18 protein-coding genes and 1 pseudogene are annotated in these 17,868 nt (G+C 63.5%); 15 read left to right on the top strand and 4 right to left on the bottom strand.

The genetic code is table 11. From position 1 onward, the window contains the following. The first annotated feature begins 66 nt into the window (after positions 1-66). The 3 genes from ABWL39_RS17925 to ABWL39_RS17915 all read left to right on the top strand — a co-directional run bounded on the left by ABWL39_RS17925 (position 67) and on the right by ABWL39_RS17915 (position 2,658). Entirely contained in the window at positions 67-969 is a 903-nt protein-coding gene (locus tag ABWL39_RS17925) for a WYL domain-containing protein (protein ID WP_367794526.1), read from the top strand. A 166-nt stretch (positions 970-1,135) separates the two neighbouring features. After that, complete coding sequence (locus ABWL39_RS17920) at positions 1,136-1,963, top strand: ComEC/Rec2 family competence protein (RefSeq protein ID WP_367794554.1); 828 nt, start codon at positions 1,136-1,138, stop codon at positions 1,961-1,963. Between the two features lie 17 nt (positions 1,964-1,980). Further along, the gene (locus ABWL39_RS17915; protein ID WP_367794523.1) at positions 1,981-2,658 is read left to right on the top strand and encodes a hypothetical protein; all 678 of its coding nucleotides are present in this window, start codon (positions 1,981-1,983) and stop codon (positions 2,656-2,658) included. A gap of 608 nt (positions 2,659-3,266) precedes the next feature. On the opposite strand, the pseudogene ABWL39_RS17910 reads toward ABWL39_RS17915, so the two are convergent. After that, a pseudogene (locus tag ABWL39_RS17910) lies at positions 3,267-4,046 on the bottom strand (endonuclease); the annotation flags it as partial. After that, positions 4,043-5,521 (bottom strand): ATP-binding protein, encoded by a 1,479-nt coding sequence (locus ABWL39_RS17905; RefSeq protein WP_367794520.1) that lies wholly within the window; start codon positions 5,519-5,521, stop codon positions 4,043-4,045. The pseudogene ABWL39_RS17910 and the gene ABWL39_RS17905, both read right to left, overlap by 4 nt. Positions 5,522-5,669: 148 nt before the next feature. Here ABWL39_RS17905 and ABWL39_RS17900 point away from each other — a divergent pair, with 148 nt between their 5' ends. Next, positions 5,670-6,116: a very short patch repair endonuclease gene (locus ABWL39_RS17900; RefSeq protein WP_367794517.1), complete on the top strand. Its 447-nt coding sequence runs from the start codon at positions 5,670-5,672 to the stop codon at positions 6,114-6,116. On the opposite strand, the gene ABWL39_RS17895 is transcribed toward ABWL39_RS17900, so the two are convergent. Further along, positions 6,113-7,738 carry a DNA cytosine methyltransferase gene (locus tag ABWL39_RS17895; protein ID WP_367794514.1) on the bottom strand — a complete coding sequence of 542 codons (1,626 nt, stop codon included), beginning with the start codon at positions 7,736-7,738 and terminating at the stop codon, positions 6,113-6,115. The genes ABWL39_RS17900 and ABWL39_RS17895 overlap by 4 nt on opposite strands. A gap of 65 nt (positions 7,739-7,803) precedes the next feature. Then, on the bottom strand, positions 7,804-8,268 hold the full coding sequence (locus ABWL39_RS17890; protein WP_367794551.1) for a helix-turn-helix domain-containing protein: 465 nt from the start codon (positions 8,266-8,268) through the stop codon (positions 7,804-7,806). A 253-nt stretch (positions 8,269-8,521) separates the two neighbouring features. Between ABWL39_RS17890 and ABWL39_RS17885 the strand changes: the two genes are divergently transcribed. The 11 genes from ABWL39_RS17885 (at position 8,522) to radC (ending at position 17,842) form a co-directional block, all read left to right on the top strand. Next, positions 8,522-8,890 carry an RAQPRD family integrative conjugative element protein gene (locus ABWL39_RS17885; protein WP_367794511.1) on the top strand — a complete coding sequence of 123 codons (369 nt, stop codon included), beginning with the start codon at positions 8,522-8,524 and terminating at the stop codon, positions 8,888-8,890. After that, positions 8,887-9,126, top strand: a complete 240-nt coding sequence (locus ABWL39_RS17880; protein ID WP_050417904.1) for a TIGR03758 family integrating conjugative element protein — start codon at positions 8,887-8,889, stop codon at positions 9,124-9,126. The genes ABWL39_RS17885 and ABWL39_RS17880 overlap by 4 nt, the downstream gene beginning before the upstream one ends. Before the next feature lie 23 nt (positions 9,127-9,149). Continuing rightward, positions 9,150-9,515, top strand: a complete 366-nt coding sequence (locus ABWL39_RS17875) for a TIGR03745 family integrating conjugative element membrane protein (protein WP_367794507.1) — start codon at positions 9,150-9,152, stop codon at positions 9,513-9,515. A gap of 12 nt (positions 9,516-9,527) precedes the next feature. Then, entirely contained in the window at positions 9,528-10,001 is a 474-nt protein-coding gene (locus tag ABWL39_RS17870; RefSeq protein ID WP_367794504.1) for a TIGR03750 family conjugal transfer protein, read from the top strand. Next, positions 9,998-10,687, top strand: a complete 690-nt coding sequence (locus tag ABWL39_RS17865; RefSeq protein ID WP_367794501.1) for a PFL_4703 family integrating conjugative element protein — start codon at positions 9,998-10,000, stop codon at positions 10,685-10,687. Before ABWL39_RS17870 ends, ABWL39_RS17865 begins: the two co-directional genes overlap by 4 nt. Next, positions 10,684-11,604 (top strand): TIGR03749 family integrating conjugative element protein, encoded by a 921-nt coding sequence (locus ABWL39_RS17860; RefSeq protein ID WP_367794498.1) that lies wholly within the window; start codon positions 10,684-10,686, stop codon positions 11,602-11,604. Before ABWL39_RS17865 ends, ABWL39_RS17860 begins: the two co-directional genes overlap by 4 nt. Then, positions 11,594-13,075 (top strand): TIGR03752 family integrating conjugative element protein, encoded by a 1,482-nt coding sequence (locus ABWL39_RS17855; protein WP_367794495.1) that lies wholly within the window; start codon positions 11,594-11,596, stop codon positions 13,073-13,075. Before ABWL39_RS17860 ends, ABWL39_RS17855 begins: the two co-directional genes overlap by 11 nt. After that, positions 13,056-13,490, top strand: coding sequence for a TIGR03751 family conjugal transfer lipoprotein (locus tag ABWL39_RS17850; RefSeq protein WP_367794492.1), 435 nt, complete (start codon positions 13,056-13,058; stop codon positions 13,488-13,490). The genes ABWL39_RS17855 and ABWL39_RS17850 overlap by 20 nt, the downstream gene beginning before the upstream one ends. Next, complete coding sequence (locus ABWL39_RS17845) at positions 13,490-16,378, top strand: conjugative transfer ATPase (protein ID WP_367794489.1); 2,889 nt, start codon at positions 13,490-13,492, stop codon at positions 16,376-16,378. The genes ABWL39_RS17850 and ABWL39_RS17845 overlap by 1 nt, the downstream gene beginning before the upstream one ends. A gap of 13 nt (positions 16,379-16,391) precedes the next feature. Then, positions 16,392-17,153, top strand: a complete 762-nt coding sequence (locus ABWL39_RS17840) for a DsbA family protein (RefSeq protein ID WP_367794486.1) — start codon at positions 16,392-16,394, stop codon at positions 17,151-17,153. A 194-nt stretch (positions 17,154-17,347) separates the two neighbouring features. Further along, positions 17,348-17,842 carry a DNA repair protein RadC gene (gene radC / locus ABWL39_RS17835; protein WP_367794483.1) on the top strand — a complete coding sequence of 165 codons (495 nt, stop codon included), beginning with the start codon at positions 17,348-17,350 and terminating at the stop codon, positions 17,840-17,842. The last annotated feature ends 26 nt before the right edge of the window (positions 17,843-17,868 follow it).

Here is a 17,868-nt window from a genome sequence, read left to right as displayed (position 1 = left end):
AAGGATGATCGCGTATAGTTAATATACGACTATTTTTTACGCCCGTCTACTTTTTAGGCGATATTGATGCAAGAGTCCCCTGTCACTGCCGCCGAGCCCACTGAACCCAAGGGATTAAGTTGGGGGTTGGAGAGCAGACTTCAATTCATCGATTTCCGTTTGCGCTGGGAGCGGCGCATCAATCGAATGGATCTCACTGAGCACTTCGGCATCTCTGTTCCCCAGGCTTCACTGGACATTGCCAAGTACACAGAGTTGGCACCGGGCAATTTGGTCTACGACCGCAGCTCCAGGACCTACACGGCTGCGCCGGGCTTCCAGCCGCTGTATCAACGAAGCTCGGCACAGCGCTATCTGGCAGAGTTGCTTGCAACCAAGATGGGGGTTGTCGAACCGGCTGCCAGCTTCATCGGCTCTGCGCCAGAGACAGATTGGGCACCTTCCCCTTGGCGCACGATCAATGAGCAGACCGTCGAAGCGGTGGTTCGGGCAATCCGGCAGCGGGAAGCCATTCGGGTGAGCTACCAGTCCATGACGTCCCTGGACGAATCGATTCGCATGCTGTCACCGCACGCCCTTGGCAACGACGGTTTTCGTTGGCACGTGCGCGCGTTTTGCCACAAGCGCCAACGCTTCAGCGATTTTGTTCTTGCCCGTATCCTTCGCATCGACGGTTTCGAGCCAAGTGAAGTGGACTTCAGCCAGGATGCGCATTGGCATACTGTGCTGATGCTGGTCCTTACGCCGCACCCTGAATTGCCCCCGGCCAAGAAGCGAGTCTTGGAGCTGGACTACGGCATGGAAGACGGGCAGGTCAAACTTCCATGCCGCCAAGCGTTTCTGTACTACACGCTGAGGCGTCTGGGCTTGCATACCAAGGAAGCGCCGGACCCGCTCGCGCAGCAAATCACGCTCAAGAATCGCGATGAAATCCAACCTTATATCGATGCATTGACGGTACAGGCCTGACTTCACATGACAAGCACTGTTGATCAGTTCAAAGGTTTATGCTTGCGCGATGTCCGCTTGGTCACCGGACTGCTTTTAGCGTTGCCGACGCTGGTGTCGCGGTGAGGTGAGGATGCCAGGGTTTATGCGAATACGGGTGGAAGATGTCGAGCACGGATGCTGCGTGATGCTCCAACACGTGACCAAAGTTGGCCTGAACCACGAGATTGGTGGCCGAATTGCCATGATCGATTCCGGCTCATCGGCTGACTTCAAGCCGAGTACTGCAATCAAGGCAATGGGCCGCGACAAGCTCGACTACCTCTTCATCACCAACGCTGACCAAGACCACATGTCCGACTTGAAAGGTTTGGAAGACGCCGGCATTCAAGTAGTCACACTGCTACGAAATCCGACGTACACCAGAGAGGAGATGCGCCGCATTAAGCTAGTGAGTGGCCCACTCACCAAAGATGCCACATGGTACGTGAACGCGCTCGGCACATTCACCGAGAATGTCACCGCACCGTTTAACACCAGCATGAATGGCATCACATACAAAGCGTTCTACAACTCGTATGGCAGTGGGTACGGCCAGTTCAAGGACACGAACAACCTGAGCTTCTCAACGTTCATCAAGTACGCGAACTTCAAGATGCTATTCCCCGGCGATCTGGAAAAACCAGGCTGGGCCGCCTTGCTACAACGGGCTGACTTCCGGGCTGAACTGTCAGACACTGAGATCCTGATGGCGTCGCACCACGGACGCGAGAGCGGATACTGCGAAGACATTTTCAAGTACTTCACTCCTTCGTGTGTGGTGATCTCCGACAAGCGCAAGGTGTACAAGACGCAAGAGATGGTGCCGGACTACCGCAAGGTAGTCCGGCAAGGTGGTGTACGAGTGCGAACAACAATGAAGGATAGGCACGTGCTAACGACACGCAGGGACGGCTGGATCGTAATCGACGTGGATGATCAGGGCTACACCATCGACACGGAGTACCACGGATGAGAGGCACTGAACGATCCTTGAAGTCGCTAAACTTCGCTTGGCACGTAGCTCTCGCGACGGCTGATGCCATCGTACTAGCCCTCTTCGTTGCGCCCGAGCTAATCACCAGCGCCACCACTACGCAGCTCGGCGTATATCGCGCGCTCGGCGCTGCAGTGTTGCCGATTGTCGTGCTCCTGCTGATGAACGTGATGTCATCGAACTTCAAGGCCATGCTCGTGTACTGGAAACCCTACGGCTGGCTGCCGGGATGCGAGGCGTTCACGAAATACGGGCCGGCAGATCACCGTGTGGACATGGTTCAGCTAAAGAAGAACGCCGGTGCATGGACGGACGAGCCTAAAGAACAGAACTCGAAGTGGTACAAACTGTACAAACAGGTCGAGACAATTCCTGAGGTGGCTTACGCTCAGAAAGACTTCCTTATGTACCGCGATATGGCCGCGCTGTCGCTGCCGCTCACGGTCATCGCGCCGCTCGGTCTATTTATCGCCGATGCAAGCCTGAAGGCCATGTGGGTCGGTGCCGTGATGTTCGTCGTGCAGTATGTGCTGACTGCGGTCAGCGCTCGAAACGCCGGTGAGCGTTTTGTGTGCAACGTGCTAGCCGTGCACTCGACCAAGAAGGTCGTTACACCGAGGACTACGACTATGTCGAAGTCCCCTTCTCTTGGTGGTTCTACCACGTCCCCATGAGGAAGCGTCGGTGAACAACTACTAAATACGGTGGATCCAACCGGGCGGTTCAACCCCCAAATCCATGTTGGCTGAGGCGGGAGTACGGGGTCACAAACGGCCCCAGCGATGTTTTCCAACGTCCGCTCTTGGTGGCGAAAGTCGTTCAACGGCTGCGGGTGGAAAAGCAGCATCTAGTCTGACTTCAATTTGCCACTGGTCAAACCGACTTTTCGCGTCCCTGTACCAAGCAAGGAAGTGGCTCGATATTGGTCGCTGACACGCACCAATCCAGCGCGCCAAATCTCATAGTTGAGTGGTCGAATCGGTGGCAAGCCTGTCAAGCTGAGTGATCAAGGAAGTCCCCAGTTACCTGTCTTTTTCAGTCCGAACACCGCTTGATGACATAGCGGCTTCGTCTCCACAAAGTAGCCCCGCCATAGAACTGAAATGTGCCTGAGGTGGGGGGCATCGCCACGCATTGGCAATTACAACTGGCGTCGTACCCTGGTCCGATCGGTCAAGTAGATGTGGAACGTGTGGTCACGTTGCAGTGGACTCGGTGGTCAAGTGCATCTGGTTTCTGCAACTTGGTTCGGTCCATGGAGCTCACATGCTCATTGAGCAGGCAGCCACTTGTGCAGTGCCGTGAGCGTCGTGACGTTCTTCTTGATGACCAGAATGATCGGCTTGCTGAAGTCGTTGATCTTCCAGCCGCTCTTGGCAGCCGTGTTCTTGTTGAAATCCTCGTTGACGTTGGTGAGCGTTGCCGGATGCGGATATCCTGGCGCGAGGCCGACGCCGATATTTCGACGGTCCTCGGGATCGCTTGAGCGACCGATGAAGGCTTCGTCTATGCGTTGCTGCGTCTGCTTGCGCAGATTGTTGTGAATCCCGGCAATGACGATGATGAACTTGTAGCCGGCATCGGCTGCGCGTGCTATCAGGCCGGTGTAGTTGGCTGTCTTGCCCGACTGCACATGGCCGATGACAAGGCCGCGACGGTTCCAGGTCGTCCCGTCGCTCAACGGATCCTGCAGGTGGCCGAGAATGCGGGTCGTCACGTCGCTCAGCGACTGGACCATCCGCGGGGGCCAGCCTTCCTTGAGAAGGAAGTTGCCATAGGAATCCGCATAAGTCCAGGCGATGTCCTCACGCTTGTGGACCCACTGATCGTCATGCTTCGCAGCGACATCCACCAGCGAAACGCCGGCCCCCATGCGCGTGTCGACCGAGATCATCGCCTCGGTAACGATATTGCGGAGGTCGCCCGTAAAGCCAAATATCGTGGCTATCTGTTTCGCCTTCTCTTCCACCTGTTCGCGCGTCGGCGTCTCGGTCATGTTGGCCAGGCCCGAGATGAGCGCGTTGGCGATATTCCGTTCTTCAGTGATGACTGTGATGCTCATGCAAAGGCCTCGCTGGTGAATTTTTCGGCCAACTCAATCTGGGCATCGAAAAGATGCGTCGAGCGGACAATCTGGAGAAAGGCACTCGGATCGCCTGGCCCATCGCCATAGAGCGCCTGCCGGAGGCTCTTCAGTCGCTCCAGAGCCTGGCTTTCATCCATCGACTTCTGGTTGACCTCGCGTGGATGGGTCGAGTAATCGGAATAGATCATCTCCACCGGCAGGGAAGCGGCAATCGAATCGAGCAGGACGCGAAGCAGATCGGCATCCTCTTGCGAGAGTCTTGTGACAAGGGATGCGATGAGCGGGTGCTGCCCATTGATTGCGAAGCGGATGCGGTCATGATCGACATAGCGCTCCCAGAACGGAGCCCGACTTTCCTGAAACAGCTTCTGCCCCCGCCCTCGATGTACCGTCACGCTGCGACCGGTGATCCTGGCGATGATCTGGCGCAGGCGCTCGCGTACGGCATGCGGCGGGCGGGCGCGCGACTTCTTGATGTCGATGGTCCAGGCTTCGTCCAGGCTGTTGGGGAAGTCGATCTGAACCCGCGCCAGCTTGGTGGCCTCGCCCTTCGGCACCAGTCTGAACCAGTCGCCCCAGGCCATCAGGCGACCGTTTCGATAGACGTAGCCGCCCTGATTGGAGATGAAATCACTGCGATCCTGGTAATAGTCATACTCGGACGCAGACAGGCGACTGTGGTGTGGCAGGACATAGGGCTGCAGGCGCACCTCGGCCTCGCCGATGCGGACGATCTCCTCCGGAAGTACCTGAGTGGCTGGATTCTTTCTGCAGAAAGGGTCGAATGCCGCGATCGGGTGACCGTTGATGGTGAGCGAAATCCTGGGATGTCCCTTGACCTCGCCCGAGAGGAATCGATGGAAGACAAGAGACAGATGTCTGCCCACGGCTTCCAGCTTCTCGTTGACGATCTCGTCCCGACGATCCCCGGCCTCATCCTCCATCAACCGGTCGAGCTTCCTCCAGATGACGGCTGTACCTCGGCTGCCGAGTCGTTCGACATAGGGCAACCCACGGATGTCCACTTCGTCCAGGATGGACAGGATCCAGTCGTCGGCGGCATCGATGCAATCGAGATTCCACTCGGCTCCGCAGATGGCGCCGTCCCTTGTGCTCACGACCGTCAGCGAACGGCACTGGGAAAACGAGGCTGTCTTCAGGCCAAGTCCAAAGCGCCCGAGATCCTGCGGCGACCGATCCTGCCGAGGGTTGCCGGTCCCATGGCGCATTGCATCCAGCAACTCGACCTCTGTCATGCCTCTGCCATTGTCGAGGATGACCACCACGGGCTGCTCACCGGACACGTCGCAGATGGTGTCGATGGTGTCCGCATCGGCGGAAATGCTGTTGTCGATCAGATCGGCGATGGCCGTCTCGAGCGAGTAACCGAGATCCCTCATCGACGCCGAAAGGCAGGCAGCACTCGGTGGATGCTTGTGTTCGCGAGCCATCAATCTCCCTATCGCGATTTCTCGTGAATCAGCCGCATGCTAAGCTCCCCAACATAGCCTCGTGCGCTGCCTTCATTCGTTCGGATTTCCTGGCAGACGCGCGGAGCTGCTGTTTCTGCAGACATCCAGGCGGAATGCCTTCAAGACCATGCGTGTCCCGACCACTCCGCAGCGCAGCCGGATGATGTCGAGCATTCGCGGAAAGAACACCTGGCCGGAACGAACGCTTCGCTCCCTTCTTTTCGCCAGAGGGTTTCGATATCGGCTTCATGTGCGGAAGCTGCCCGGTTCCCCCGACCTTGTGTTCCCGAAGCACAGGGCGGTGGTGTTCGTCCACGGTTGTTTCTGGCACCGGCATGAGGGCTGCCGCTACACAACCACGCCCAGGACCAACGAGGAGTTCTGGCGGCAGAAATTCCAGGGGAATGTCGATCGCGACAGGCGCCATGCGGAGATGCTCCACGCTCTTGGCTGGCGCGTGGCTGTCATCTGGGAATGCGCCCTGAAGCATTCGGTCGAGGACACTGCACAAACGGTTGAGAAGTGGCTGCATGGCAATGAGGATGTTCTGGTGATTGCTCAGACCACTGGCTAATCAACTTCGGCAAGCATCGGAACCTGAATCTCGTGGGGCGGGTTCCGCCACTTGTTCCCCGCCAGCCTCGTCTGTACAGAACCGCTCGCTTGCCTTCGCTTCCTTCTGCGCATCTCGTTCAGGAGGCTGCGCACGATCCCGGCCAGCTTGTGGGCAAGCAGTGGAGGCACGGCATTGCCGACCTGGGTGTACTGCTCCGTGCGGTTGCCCGCGAAGAAATAGTTGTCGGGGAATGTCTGGAGCCGTGCAGCCTCCCTGACCGTGAGGCTCCTGCACTGGGAGGGGTCGTAATGAATGTAGTAGTGGCCGTCCTTGGCAATGTGTGCCACCACCGTGGAGGCCGGTTCGTTCCTGCATTGCACCCGGAACCGATCCTTGAACGGGATGGCCTCGGATTCCCGTTCTGCGTGCACATTGATGTGATCGGGAAGCAGCTTGGGGGGAAACATGTCCAGCCGAGGGAAATACCCCCACAGATGAGCAAAGCTGGCCGAGAAAAGATAGCGGGCGAGGTCAGATGCCATGTGCGCGCGTGCCTCATGCTGGCAGACTCCGCCCAGGCTGCGGTCATGCAGCCACTGCTCAAGTTCGGTCGGCTTCCTCGGCCTTCTGTAGTTCCGTGAAATGAAGGCCCCTCCGGTCGTGGTGCTTGTTGCCGCAGCGGCAAAGGCACGCATCGTTTCGATCATGGTGGACTCGTTTTCTGTCCGCCATCCCCTGACGTAAGACGGGGCAGCCTGAACAGCCTTGCGCCAGGCCTCCAATGAGTCGCCTCGCGACAGTCGGCTGCGGATTCGGGGGAGATCGTCAATGGTTTGCCTGACGGTGACAGGCCTGGATATGGGCGTCAGCAACTGATGTTGCGGCATGCCCAACCCCTTCCTTACCCCAAGCAGGATCACCCGATGCCGGCTCTGTGGTATCCCATAGCGCTCCGAATGGATGATGTAGTCGGTGGGCTCCAGCGAACCACTGTCCCGCCTCTTGGTGAAGGAGCGGATTTCATACTCGAGGCCCTCGGCAGGTGCCGACAGATCCGCAATGATCTTCTCGAACATCGGGTTGCCGGAGTGCTTCGAAGAGAGCAACCCCTTGACGTTCTCCATCACGAAGATGGTGGGCTTGTGCACCTGGATGATCCTCAGGTACTCCCTGTAGAGAAAGTGCTTTACGTCCTTGTGAAAGTCCTTGTCGTTGGCGCGTCGGGAGCGTCCTGCCAGGGAATAGGCCTGGCAGGGCGGGCCGCCGATCAGCACCCATGTTTCCTGCCCCTTCAGTGCAGCACGGATTTCCCTGTCGATGCTGGCTTCATCGGCCTTTCCCAGCTCCAGGCACCTCGCCTCGGCGGCAGCATGCTCGAAGGCACTGGCCACGGCAGGAATTCCGCGGAAAGTTGCCTCATCGATCTCGCCCCGTATGTAGCTGTAGTAGTGCTTGACGTCCTTGCAGCCGCGCAGGCGCCTGAACACTGCCCTGAGCGTGAGCGTGCGATGTGCAACAGCGTCCTTTTCGATGGAAAGTCCGATCTCGAAGAATGGCTGCTTCTTGTGGCCCCTCAGAGAGGCAAATCCCTCGCCGAGCCCTCCCGGACCCGCAAAGAGATCGATTATGGGAACTGGCATGCCTTACCCTCTTGAATATCCGTCATTGAGCGCAGGGCTCGCAGCTCCCGTCGCGGAAAGATTCATTAGTAACCCATCCCCAGTTCCTGGGCCTGGCGACTCAACTCGTCCAAGGCCTGTTCGCTGGAGCGTTCCCGCGTCTCCCTGAACTGCATCAGGTCTGCAAGCCGCACACGGCGATGCTTGCCTGTCCAGTGGAATGGCAGCTCTCCTTCCTCCAGAAGCTTGATCAGATGGGGTCTGGACACGTTGAGCAGGTCGGCAGCCTCCTGTGTAGTCAGCTCGGCATGTATCGGCACGACCTTGATCGCATTGCCGCCGGCAAGCCCGGCGAGCACCTCCTCCAGCAGACGCAGTGCCAAAGTGGGCAACTCCACCTCGTGGGCCTGGCTCCTTTCATCGAAGACCTGTATGCGCTGGGTTTTGCGCCGGCCGGAAAGGCAGGGCACAAGAGCGCGCAGCCCCTGCAAAGCCATTTGCACTTCCCGTTCGTCGGGCAGCTTCATCCGGGTTTGGACTGAAGTGTTCATGGGAGTCTCAGGCAGTTGAAATGCATGACGGCGCATTTTATGCGAAGCAATCGAAAAACGAAATAAACGCAAAGGGCTGACACGAACACTTCGTTCGGGACGAACCCGAGCCAGCGAAAGATCGCTATGCCTTCGGCCTGGAGCAGGAACCGAAGTCTCATCAATCCGGTGGTGCAGGAGTTCCCATTCCCTGCGGCGCTCGCCCAGCGCCAGCCGCAGCATCAACGCCATTCGCTTCACAGGGAATGGCACGATGGGACAGACCTGCCGACGCACATCCATATGGCTTCGCTCGATGGCAGTACTGCCATTGGCATTGGCCGTCTCGTTCTCGCTCCCGCGTCCCGTCCATGCCGGTGATGACACGCCGGAGCGTGAGCGCCTCGCAGCACTCGCACGTCAACTCGACCTGACCGACCGCCTGGTCGAACACGCCGCCAACTACGCGCCGCGGGAACGTGCCCGCTACCACTTCGACTACGCCCGGCTGCGCACCGACCTCAAGCGCGTCCGCGCCGGCGTGCAGGACTACCTCGTCCCGCCGCGCGCCCAGCCGCGCGACCCCGTGCCGCTGACCGGCGACTACGTCCGCCGCGATGAACGGCAGGAGCCGTTGCCATGACGCCCTCCGCCGATCAGGTCGCCGCCTTCCAGGCCAACGGCGGTTTCACGCCCGCGACCGTCTCCACCGTCGTTCTCGGCTTCGTCTTCGCCGTCCTGCTGCTGTGGGGCGTGTGGGCGATGCGTACCGCCTATGTCGGTTGGGCCGAGAACCGACTGACCCAGCGCCAGTTCCTCGGCGTTGTTGTGCGCTTCGTCGCGATGTACCTGGTGCTGAGTTTTTTCCTCCTGTCCTGACCACTACGAAAGGTTGAATCGCCATGAACCCTTCTTCGACTTCTCATCGCGCCGCGCGCATTGCCGCCGTACTCGCTCCGCTGGCCATCGCGGCCACGCCGCTGGCTTCGTCCGCTGCCGGCCTGCCGACCATGGAGGACCCGTCGCGCGGCGCGGGCAGCGGCATCATGCAGACACTGCAGAACTACGGCTACGACATCGTGCTGCTGATCGCGCTGCTCGTGGTCGCTTCGATGTTCGTCGGTGTCTGCTACCACGCCTATACACGCTATGCCGAAATCCACACCGGCCGCGCCACCTGGGGCCAGTTCGGCCTCACGGTGGCGGTGGGCGCCATCCTGCTGGTCGTCGGCATCTGGCTGCTGACCAAGGCCACCGGCGTGCTCTGAGAGCCGGCACCGATGGCCGGCGCCCCGGAGAGTCCGCGCGACGGGCTCGTGACCTTCCTGCCGCATCGCCTGAACCGCCACCCGGTGGTCGTGCGCGGACTGACCGCCGACGAGTTGTGGATCTGCGCCAGTCTGTCGGCCGTGGCCGGCTTCCTGAGCGGCGTGCCATTGGCTTGGCTGACCCAGAGCATCGCCATGGTGCCGACGCTGGTCGTCGCCGGCGTCGGGATCGGCGTCTTTGTGGGTGGCGGCTTCCTGCGCCGGCAGAAGCGCAGCCGGCCCGACACCTGGCTGTACCGCCAGCTCCAGTGGCGGCTCGCGCTGCGCTATCCCGCGCTGGCGGCCCACGCGGGGGGACGGCAGCTCATCACGCGCTCGGGATGGTGGGCCACGCGGCGCCACCGGTCTTCCGCGTCCATCCGTCGAGGTGCTGCCCATGCTCCCTCGGGGAGGATGTCACGCAGTGACGGGAGGGTCGTACAGTGAGCCGGTTCAAGAACGAAGTCATGCACCTGCAGGCGCACGTCAAGACCTTGCGCCTCGGCGCTGCCGCGCTCTTCGTCGTGGCGCTGCTGCTCGGGTTCGGCTGGTGGAGCGCGCCGAAGAGCCTGACCATCCACGTGCCCCCGGACCTGCGCTCGGGCAGCACCCGAAAGTGGTGGGACGTGCCTCCGGAAAGCGTCTACGCCTTCACCTTCTACATCTGGCAGCAGGCCCAGCGCTGGCCAACCAACGGCGAGGAAGACTACCCGCGCAACCTCAAGGCGCTGTCCGCCTACCTCACGCCGAGTTGCCGGTCCTTCCTGCAGCAGGATTACGAATTCCGGCGCAGCAACGGTGAGCTGCGCCAGCGCGTGCGCGGCATCTACGAGATTCCCGGCCGTGGCTACGGCGACGATCCCACGTCGCGCGTCCAGGTCGTGTCGCCGAACAACTGGATCGTCACGCTCGACGTGAGTGCCGACGAGTACCTGGGCTCCGAGCAGGTAAAGCGGGCACTGGTGCGCTACGCCTTGAAGGTCGAGCGCATGGATGTCGATCCGGAGCACAACCCCTTCGGCCTGGCCCTGGACTGCTATGCGAGCGCGCCGCAGCGCATTGAACCGGCGCCAGCACCTGCGCCGGCCAGCCAGCCCGCCGCAGCCAACCACTTGCAAGGAGGAGCCCCATGAAGCGCCTTGTCCTGCCGGCCCTGGCCGGCTTCCTGCTCAGCATGGGGCTCGTCTCCACCAGCCAGGCCGTGGAGATCCTGCGCTGGGAGCGTCTGCCCCTGGCCGTGCCCCTGGTGGTCGGCCAGGAGCGCGTGATCTTCATCGACCGTAATATGCGCATCGGCGTACCGGAGAGCATCGGATCACACCTGCGGGTGCAGAGCGCGGGCGGTGCGATCTACCTGCGCGCAAGCGAGCCGATTCCCCCGTCGCGGCTGCAACTGCAGGACGCCGAATCCGGGGCGCTGATCCTGCTCGACATCACCGCCGAGCCGGCCAAGGCGGGCCAGCCCGCGCTGGAGCCCGTGCGCATCGTAGAGGGCGACGGGCCGCCGTCCCGCGCCGCCGACCCGGCCGGCACCAGCGCAGGCGAGGAGGAGCCCCGCGACACGGCCAGCGCAGCCGCGCGGCGCGCGACCCCGGTGCCCGTGGTGTTGACGCGCTACGCGGCACAGAACCTCTATGCGCCGCTGCGGACCGTGGAGCCAGTGGCCGGCATCGGCCGTGTAAACCTGCGCCGTAATCTGGCCCTGGACACCTTGCTGCTCACGCTGCCGGTGCGTGCGCAGGCGCTGGCCGCGTGGCGGCTCGAAGACCAGTGGGTGACGGCCGTGAAACTCACCAACACCTCCGCACGCTGGCTGAACCTCGATCCGCGCGCGCTCCAAGGCGATTTCGTCGCGGCGGCCTTCCAGCATGCGACCCTGGGGCCCGCCGGCCAATCGGCCGACACCACCGTGGTCTACCTCGTTACCCGTGGCCATGGCCTGGCCGAGTCGCTGCTGCCGAAGGTCGCGCCAATCGACGCGGCGGTGAATCTGCCGCCGGCAGCCGCGGCCGGCCAGGCCGAAGGAGGAGGCGCTCGCGATGAAGAGTAACCCCCTCCTCAAGTGGCTGCTGATTCCGATGGTGCTGCTGGTGATCTTCGTCGGCATCAAGCTCTTCTCGGGCGACCGCGGTGCCAAACCCGCACAACCCGGCGCCGCCAATCCGCTCACGCCCGAGGAGATGAAGGCTCTGGGCATCGAGGGCGACACACCGCGCGACACCGTTGCCACGCTGGTCGCCCAGGTCAAGCAGTTGCGCAACGAGCTGCAGACCGCGCTCACCGACAACAAGAATCAGAAGGCCGAGAACGAACGCATGCGTGCCCGCGAGAGCGCGGTCGACCAGCGCATCCAGACCGCCCTGGACGGCGAGCGCGGCCGCCTGCAGCAGGACCGTGACCAGGTCGCCAGCGACCGCCAGCAGACGCAGAGTCTGCTGCAGGACCTGCAGCGGCGCCTCGATGGCCTCACCGGCAAGGGCGGCCAGGCCGATTTGCCCGTCGGGCTGGGCCTGGAGGAAGGCGACGGCAAGAACTTCGGCGGCAGCCAGGGCAGCGTTGCTCGCGGCAGCAGCGGCACGCGCTGGGTGGAGCCGGACGACGCCAAACCCTCCAGGAACAGCGGCGCAAGCAGCAGCCCAACATTTCCCACCAGCTTCGGACCCGCGCAGAAGACCCTGAGCAATACGGCCGACAGCGTTGCGAGCACCGTCGCCGATGCGGGCAGCCGCGCGGTAGACGCTCCCGCCAAGCCGGTCTATACGGTGCCGTCGAACTCGACGCTAATGGGGTCGATTGCCATGACGGCGCTGATCGGGCGCGTGCCGATCGACGGCACAGTGAACGACCCGTACCCCTTCAAGGTGCTGATCGGGCCGGACAACCTCACCGCCAACGGCATCGACATCCCTGACGTGGCCGGCGCCGTGGTCAGCGGCACCGCCTCGGGCGACTGGACGCTCTCGTGCGTGCGCGGCCAGATCCGCAGCGTGACCTTCGTGTTCCATGACGGGACCATCCGCACCGTGCCGGAGAACGGCGCGCGCAGCCAGGGTGGCAACGGCGGCCAAACCGGCGGCAACGGCGCGGGCGGCAGTGCCACTCAGGGCGGCCTGGGCTGGATCAGCGATCCCTACGGCATTCCCTGCGTCTCCGGCGAGCGGCGCAGCAACGCCCAGCAGTACCTCGGCTCGCAGGCGCTGATCACCGCGGCCGGTGCCGGCGCTGCGTCGCTCATCAAGTCCGACAACGGCAGCGTGGCCGTCGTCTCCAACAGCAACGGCTCGCTCGGCACGGTCGGCATCTCGGGCAACGAAGCCATGGGCCGCATCCTGGCCGGTGGCGTGCGCGACATGGCCGATTGGGTCAACAAGCTCTACGGCCAGGCCTTCGCCGCCATCTACGTGCAGCCCGGCGCGAAGGTCGCCGTCCATCTGGAGCAGCCCCTCAACATCGACTACGACGCCAAGGGGCGCCGGGTCAATCACCGCATCGGAGAAGCCCATGCGTCGGAACTGGACTGATACGGTCGTGGCCATGCTCGTGGCCACGGCGCTGGGCGGCTGTGCCACCAGCAAGGACAAGGTGCTGCCGCATGGCGATCACACCATGCTAGATGTCTGGAACCAGGAGACCGGCGGCAGCGCGGGCGGGGGCCAGCCTGCCCGGCAACTGCTCGATGCGCGCCAGGGCCTGCGCCGGCCGCTGACCGAGGCCGACGCGCAGGCCGCGCCGGCGAATAACGCGGCCTACACCCGCACGGCGGCCAACGAAATCTACCGCCAGTTCCACCGGCTGCCGAACCCGGACCTGGTGATGTACGTCTTCCCCCACCTGGCCGGCACCGACCCCGTGCCGGTGCCCGGCTACACCACGGTGTTTCCGCTCTACCAGCGAGTGCAGTACGCCATGCCGGGCGAACGGTTGGAGGACTATTGATGGCCTGGTCCGTTCCCTTCCTGCGGGCGCGCCAGGCCGAAACCCCAGCCGGCGCAGAAGCAGCTGCCGACGACGCCTGGACACGGCACGTGTCGATGCTGGCTACGCATGGCATCAGCGAGCCCGGCAGTGCGCTGGCCGTCCGCCGCCGCAAGCCGGCCACCGAGGCGGACGCCCAGGCGCTCTACGGGGTGGCCCCGTCCTTCGCCGATCTGTTGCCCTGGGTCGAATACCTGACCGAGTCGAAGTGCATGCTGCTGGAAGACGGCCAGTCGGTGGCGGCCTTCTTCGAGTTGGCGCCGGTCGGCACCGAGGGGCGTGAACTGACCTGGCTGTGGCAGGCGCGCGATGCGCTGGAGAACGCCCTGCAGGACTCCTTCGACGAACTCGACGAGAACCCCTGGGTGGTCCAGCTCTACGCCCAGGACGAGGCGAACTGGGATGGCTATCTGCGCGGGCTGGCCAGCTACGTGCGGCCACGCGCCCGGGGCAGCGCCTTCAGCGAGTTCTACCTGCGCTTCTTCACCCACCACCTGCGCGCGATCGCCAAGCCCGGAGGCCTGTTCGAGGACACCACGGTGACGCGCCTGCAGTGGCGCGGCCAGGTTCGGCGCGTGCGCATGGTGGTCTATCGGCGCACGCCCATTTCCGCATCGCCCCGCCGCGGCCAGTCCCCCGAGCAGGCGCTGGCGACGATCTGCGACCGGCTCGTGGGCGGCCTCGCAAACGCGGGCGTGAAGGCGCGGCGCATGAACGCCGCCGACATCCACGACTGGCTGCTGCGGTGGCTCAACCCCCATCCGACGCTGCTGGGGCCGGGCGCCGAAGATCGCGAGCGCTTCTACGCGCTGACCCGCTATCCCGAGGAGATGGAAGAGGGGGAAATCGAGCTGGCCAGCGGCGACTTCGCGCAACGTCTGTTCTTCGGCCAGCCGGGCTCGGACGTGGGCAACGGCACCTGGCTCTTCGACGGCATGCCGCACCGGGTGGTCGTGATGGACCGCCTGCGCATGCCTCCGCCAACGGGCCACATCACCGGGGAGACCCGCAAGGGCGGTGATGCCGTCAATGCGCTGTTCGACCAGATGCCGGAAGACACGGTGATGTGCCTCACGCTCGTTGCCACGCCCCAGGACGTGCTGGAAGCGTACCTGAACCACCTGAGCAGGAAGTCGGTCGGCGAGACCCTCGCTTCGGAGCAGACCCGCCAGGACGTGCAGCAGGCGCGCACCTTGATCGGCAGCGCGCACAAGCTCTATCGCGGCGCGCTGGCGTTCTACCTGCGCGGGCGCGATCTGGCGCAGCTCGACGCCCGGGGCCTGCAACTGGTCAACGTCATGCTCAACGCCGGTCTGCAACCGGTGCGCGAAGAAGACGAGGTGGCGCCGCTCAACAGCTACCTGCGTTGGCTGCCCTGCGTGTTCGACCCGGCCCTCGACAAGCGCCAGTGGTACACCCAGCTCATGTTCGCGCAACATGCCGCGAACCTCGCGCCGGTCTGGGGGCGCAGCCAGGGGACGGGGCATCCGGGCATCACCTTCTTCAACCGCGGCGGCGGTCCCATCACCTTCGATCCCTTGAATCGCCTCGACCGGCAGATGAATGCGCACCTGTTCCTGTTCGGCCCCACCGGCTCGGGCAAGAGCGCGACCCTCAACAACATCCTGAACCAGGTGACGGCTATCTACCGGCCGCGCCTCTTTATCGTCGAGGCGGGCAACAGCTTTGGCCTGTTCGGCGATTTCGCCGCGCGGCTGGGCCTCACAGTGCATCGCGTGAAGCTCGCCCCCGGCGCCGGGGTCAGCCTCGCTCCGTTTGCCGATGCACACCGCCTGGTGGAGACGCCCAGCCAGGTGCAGACGCTGGATGCCGATGACCTGGACGAGGACCGCGACGAGGCAGCGCGTGTCGCCGATGCTGACGAACAGCGCGACGTGCTCGGCGAGCTGGAGATCACCGCGCGCCTGATGATCACCGGTGGCGAGGACAAGGAAGAAGCGCGCATGACGCGCGCCGACCGCAGCCTGATCCGCCAGTGCATTCTCGATGCGGCTCAGCGCTGCGTGGCGGAGAAACGCACCGTGCTCACGCGCGACGTGCGCGATGTGCTGCGCGAACGCGCCCGCGATGCGACGTTGCCGGAGGCACGGCGCACCCGGCTGCTGGAGATGGCCGACGCCATGGACATGTTCTGCCAAGGCGTCGACGGCGAAATGTTCGATCGGCCCGGCACGCCCTGGCCCGAGGCCGACATCACGATCGTGGACCTGGCGACCTTCGCCCGCGAGGGCTACAACGCCCAGCTCTCGATCGCCTACATCAGCCTCATCAACACGGTGAACAACATCGCTGAGCGCGACCAGTTCCTCGGCCGGCCGATCATCAACGTCACCGACGAGGGGCACATCATCACCAAGAATCCGCTGCTCGCCCCCTACGTGGTCAAGATCACCAAGATGTGGCGCAAGCTCGGCGCCTGGTACTGGCTGGCGACCCAGAACATCGACGACCTGCCCAAGGCGGCCGAACCGATGCTCAACATGATCGAGTGGTGGATCTGCCTGTCGATGCCCCCGGACGAGGTGGAGAAGATCGCGCGCTTCCGCGAGCTGAACCCGGCGCAGAAGGCGCTGATGCTCTCCGCCCGCAAGGAGGCCGGCAAGTTCAGCGAGGGCGTGATCCTGTCCAAGTCGATGGAAGTGCTGTTCCGCGCGGTGCCGCCCAGCCTGTACTTGGCGTTGGCCCAGACCGAGCCGGAAGAGAAGGCAGAGCGCTACCAGTTGATGCAGCAGTACGGCATTGGCGAACTGGATGCCGCCTTCAAGGTGGCCGAGAAGATCGACCGTGCCCGCGGGATCGAGTCGCTCGCGCTCGACGCGTTGGCGTGACGGGGAGGCGACGATGCACCTGCCCGGATTCGTTCGATCCCGCCGTTTCGTTCCGCTCGCGTTGGTGACGGCCGCCTTGCTTCTTGGCGCTGCGGCCTGGACCTTCCTGCGCCCGCATGCCATTGCACAAGCTGAAGTTCGCCCTCCGAACCGTACACACGCAGCGCCATCGACGCCTTCGCCTCCAGCGACCCCTTCCGGACCGCCCTGGCGCTATGGCCGGCCCGGCGCGCGTTTCACGGTGGTGGAGTACGCCGATTTGGAGTGTCCGTTCTGCCGGACCTATTTCCCGGTGCTCAAGCGCTGGATCGACGGGCATCCCGAGGTGAACTGGCAGTGGCACCACCTGCCGCTGGCCATGCATGAACCGGCGGCCTCCGCCGAAGCGCGCCTGGTCGAGTGCATCGGAGAAACCGGCGGCGGCGCCGCGTTCTGGCAGGCCGTGGATTGGGTCTATGCCCGCACGCGCGGCGACGGACAGGGGCTGCCCGAAGGGCTGCACTATCCCGACCTCACGCCTGCCACGCAGCAGTGTCTCGACAGCGACCGGCCCGACGCGATGATCCGCGCCCAGGCGGCGGAAGCGGCAAAGAACGGCGTCACCGCCACACCGGCATTGCAACTGCGCGACCGCGAGACCGGCAGGACCCTCTTGCTGCACGGCCCCGTCGAAGGTGACGCCCTGCTATCGGCCCTCGATCTGCTCGCCGCCGGTGCAGAGCCGTCGCGCACCCCAGACATGCCCGCCGCGTCCGTCGGCGACATGCCCAGGTAGCCCTCGATCTTCAAGGCTACGGCACGGCTCGACCGCGCTGATCGAACCCGTTCGCTCCGCATCCTTGCCCGCGAACAGCCGCCACGCCTGTGGTGGTGGATGCCTGTTCTTCCACTGTTCCATCCCCGTTGTCCCCTGGAGGGTTTGCCCTCCAGGGGCAGGCGCCCTCCGATCTCATCCATTGGAGGTTCGCCATGTCTTGTGTCGTCGCCGACTCCCGCCCGGAGTCGCTCACCCTGATCGCCACCCAGCACGAGGACTGGATCATCCAGCAGGCCATCACCTTGCTGGAGACGCGCGTCTTCAAGGCCGGTCCGTCGCTGGGCAGTCCCGCCGCCGTGCGTGATTACCTGCGCCTGAAACTGGTCGCGGAACCCAACGAAGTCTTCGCCGCCGTGTTCCTCGACAGCCAGCACCAGGTGATCGCCTTCGAGCCGCTGTTCAAGGGCACGATCGACCAGACTTCGGTGTATCCGCGGGTGGTTGTCCAGCGTGCGCTGGCGCTCAACGCCTCGGCGCTGATCCTGGCGCACCAGCACCCCTCGGGGGTGACCGAGCCCTCGGTCGCCGACCGTGCGCTCACGGACCGGCTGAGAGCCGCCCTGGACACCGTCGATGTGCGTGTGGTGGATCACTTCATCGTCGGCAAGGGCACGCCGTACTCGTTCGCCGAAGCTGGCTTGTTGTAATCCGCAGGCGTCCCTTTCGGGGCGCC

This window comes from Chitinivorax sp. PXF-14 (assembly GCF_040812015.1).
In the GTDB taxonomy this organism is placed as follows: domain Bacteria; phylum Pseudomonadota; class Gammaproteobacteria; order Burkholderiales; family SCOH01; genus JBFNXJ01.
Note: the sequence above shows the minus strand (reverse complement) of the source record. Positions and strands in the feature narration are given on the sequence as shown.

What these genes read in the sequence shown, in the direction of transcription:
- ABWL39_RS17900 (WP_367794517.1), top strand. Translation starts at nt 5,670, where the DNA reads ATGCGTGTCCCGACCACTCCGCAGCGCAGCCGGATGATGTCGAGCATT.
- ABWL39_RS17855 (WP_367794495.1), top strand. Translation starts at nt 11,594, where the DNA reads ATGAAGAGTAACCCCCTCCTCAAGTGGCTGCTGATTCCGATGGTGCTG.
- ABWL39_RS17860 (WP_367794498.1), top strand. Translation starts at nt 10,684, where the DNA reads ATGAAGCGCCTTGTCCTGCCGGCCCTGGCCGGCTTCCTGCTCAGCATG.
- ABWL39_RS17885 (WP_367794511.1), top strand. Translation starts at nt 8,522, where the DNA reads ATGGGACAGACCTGCCGACGCACATCCATATGGCTTCGCTCGATGGCA.
- ABWL39_RS17905 (WP_367794520.1), bottom strand. Translation starts at nt 5,521, where the DNA reads ATGGCTCGCGAACACAAGCATCCACCGAGTGCTGCCTGCCTTTCGGCG.
- radC (WP_367794483.1), top strand. Translation starts at nt 17,348, where the DNA reads ATGTCTTGTGTCGTCGCCGACTCCCGCCCGGAGTCGCTCACCCTGATC.
- ABWL39_RS17875 (WP_367794507.1), top strand. Translation starts at nt 9,150, where the DNA reads ATGAACCCTTCTTCGACTTCTCATCGCGCCGCGCGCATTGCCGCCGTA.
- ABWL39_RS17845 (WP_367794489.1), top strand. Translation starts at nt 13,490, where the DNA reads ATGGCCTGGTCCGTTCCCTTCCTGCGGGCGCGCCAGGCCGAAACCCCA.
- ABWL39_RS17895 (WP_367794514.1), bottom strand. Translation starts at nt 7,738, where the DNA reads ATGCCAGTTCCCATAATCGATCTCTTTGCGGGTCCGGGAGGGCTCGGC.
- ABWL39_RS17840 (WP_367794486.1), top strand. Translation starts at nt 16,392, where the DNA reads ATGCACCTGCCCGGATTCGTTCGATCCCGCCGTTTCGTTCCGCTCGCG.
- ABWL39_RS17870 (WP_367794504.1), top strand. Translation starts at nt 9,528, where the DNA reads ATGGCCGGCGCCCCGGAGAGTCCGCGCGACGGGCTCGTGACCTTCCTG.
- ABWL39_RS17925 (WP_367794526.1), top strand. Translation starts at nt 67, where the DNA reads ATGCAAGAGTCCCCTGTCACTGCCGCCGAGCCCACTGAACCCAAGGGA.
- ABWL39_RS17920 (WP_367794554.1), top strand. Translation starts at nt 1,136, where the DNA reads ATGCTCCAACACGTGACCAAAGTTGGCCTGAACCACGAGATTGGTGGC.
- ABWL39_RS17890 (WP_367794551.1), bottom strand. Translation starts at nt 8,268, where the DNA reads ATGAACACTTCAGTCCAAACCCGGATGAAGCTGCCCGACGAACGGGAA.
- ABWL39_RS17850 (WP_367794492.1), top strand. Translation starts at nt 13,056, where the DNA reads ATGCGTCGGAACTGGACTGATACGGTCGTGGCCATGCTCGTGGCCACG.
- ABWL39_RS17880 (WP_050417904.1), top strand. Translation starts at nt 8,887, where the DNA reads ATGACGCCCTCCGCCGATCAGGTCGCCGCCTTCCAGGCCAACGGCGGT.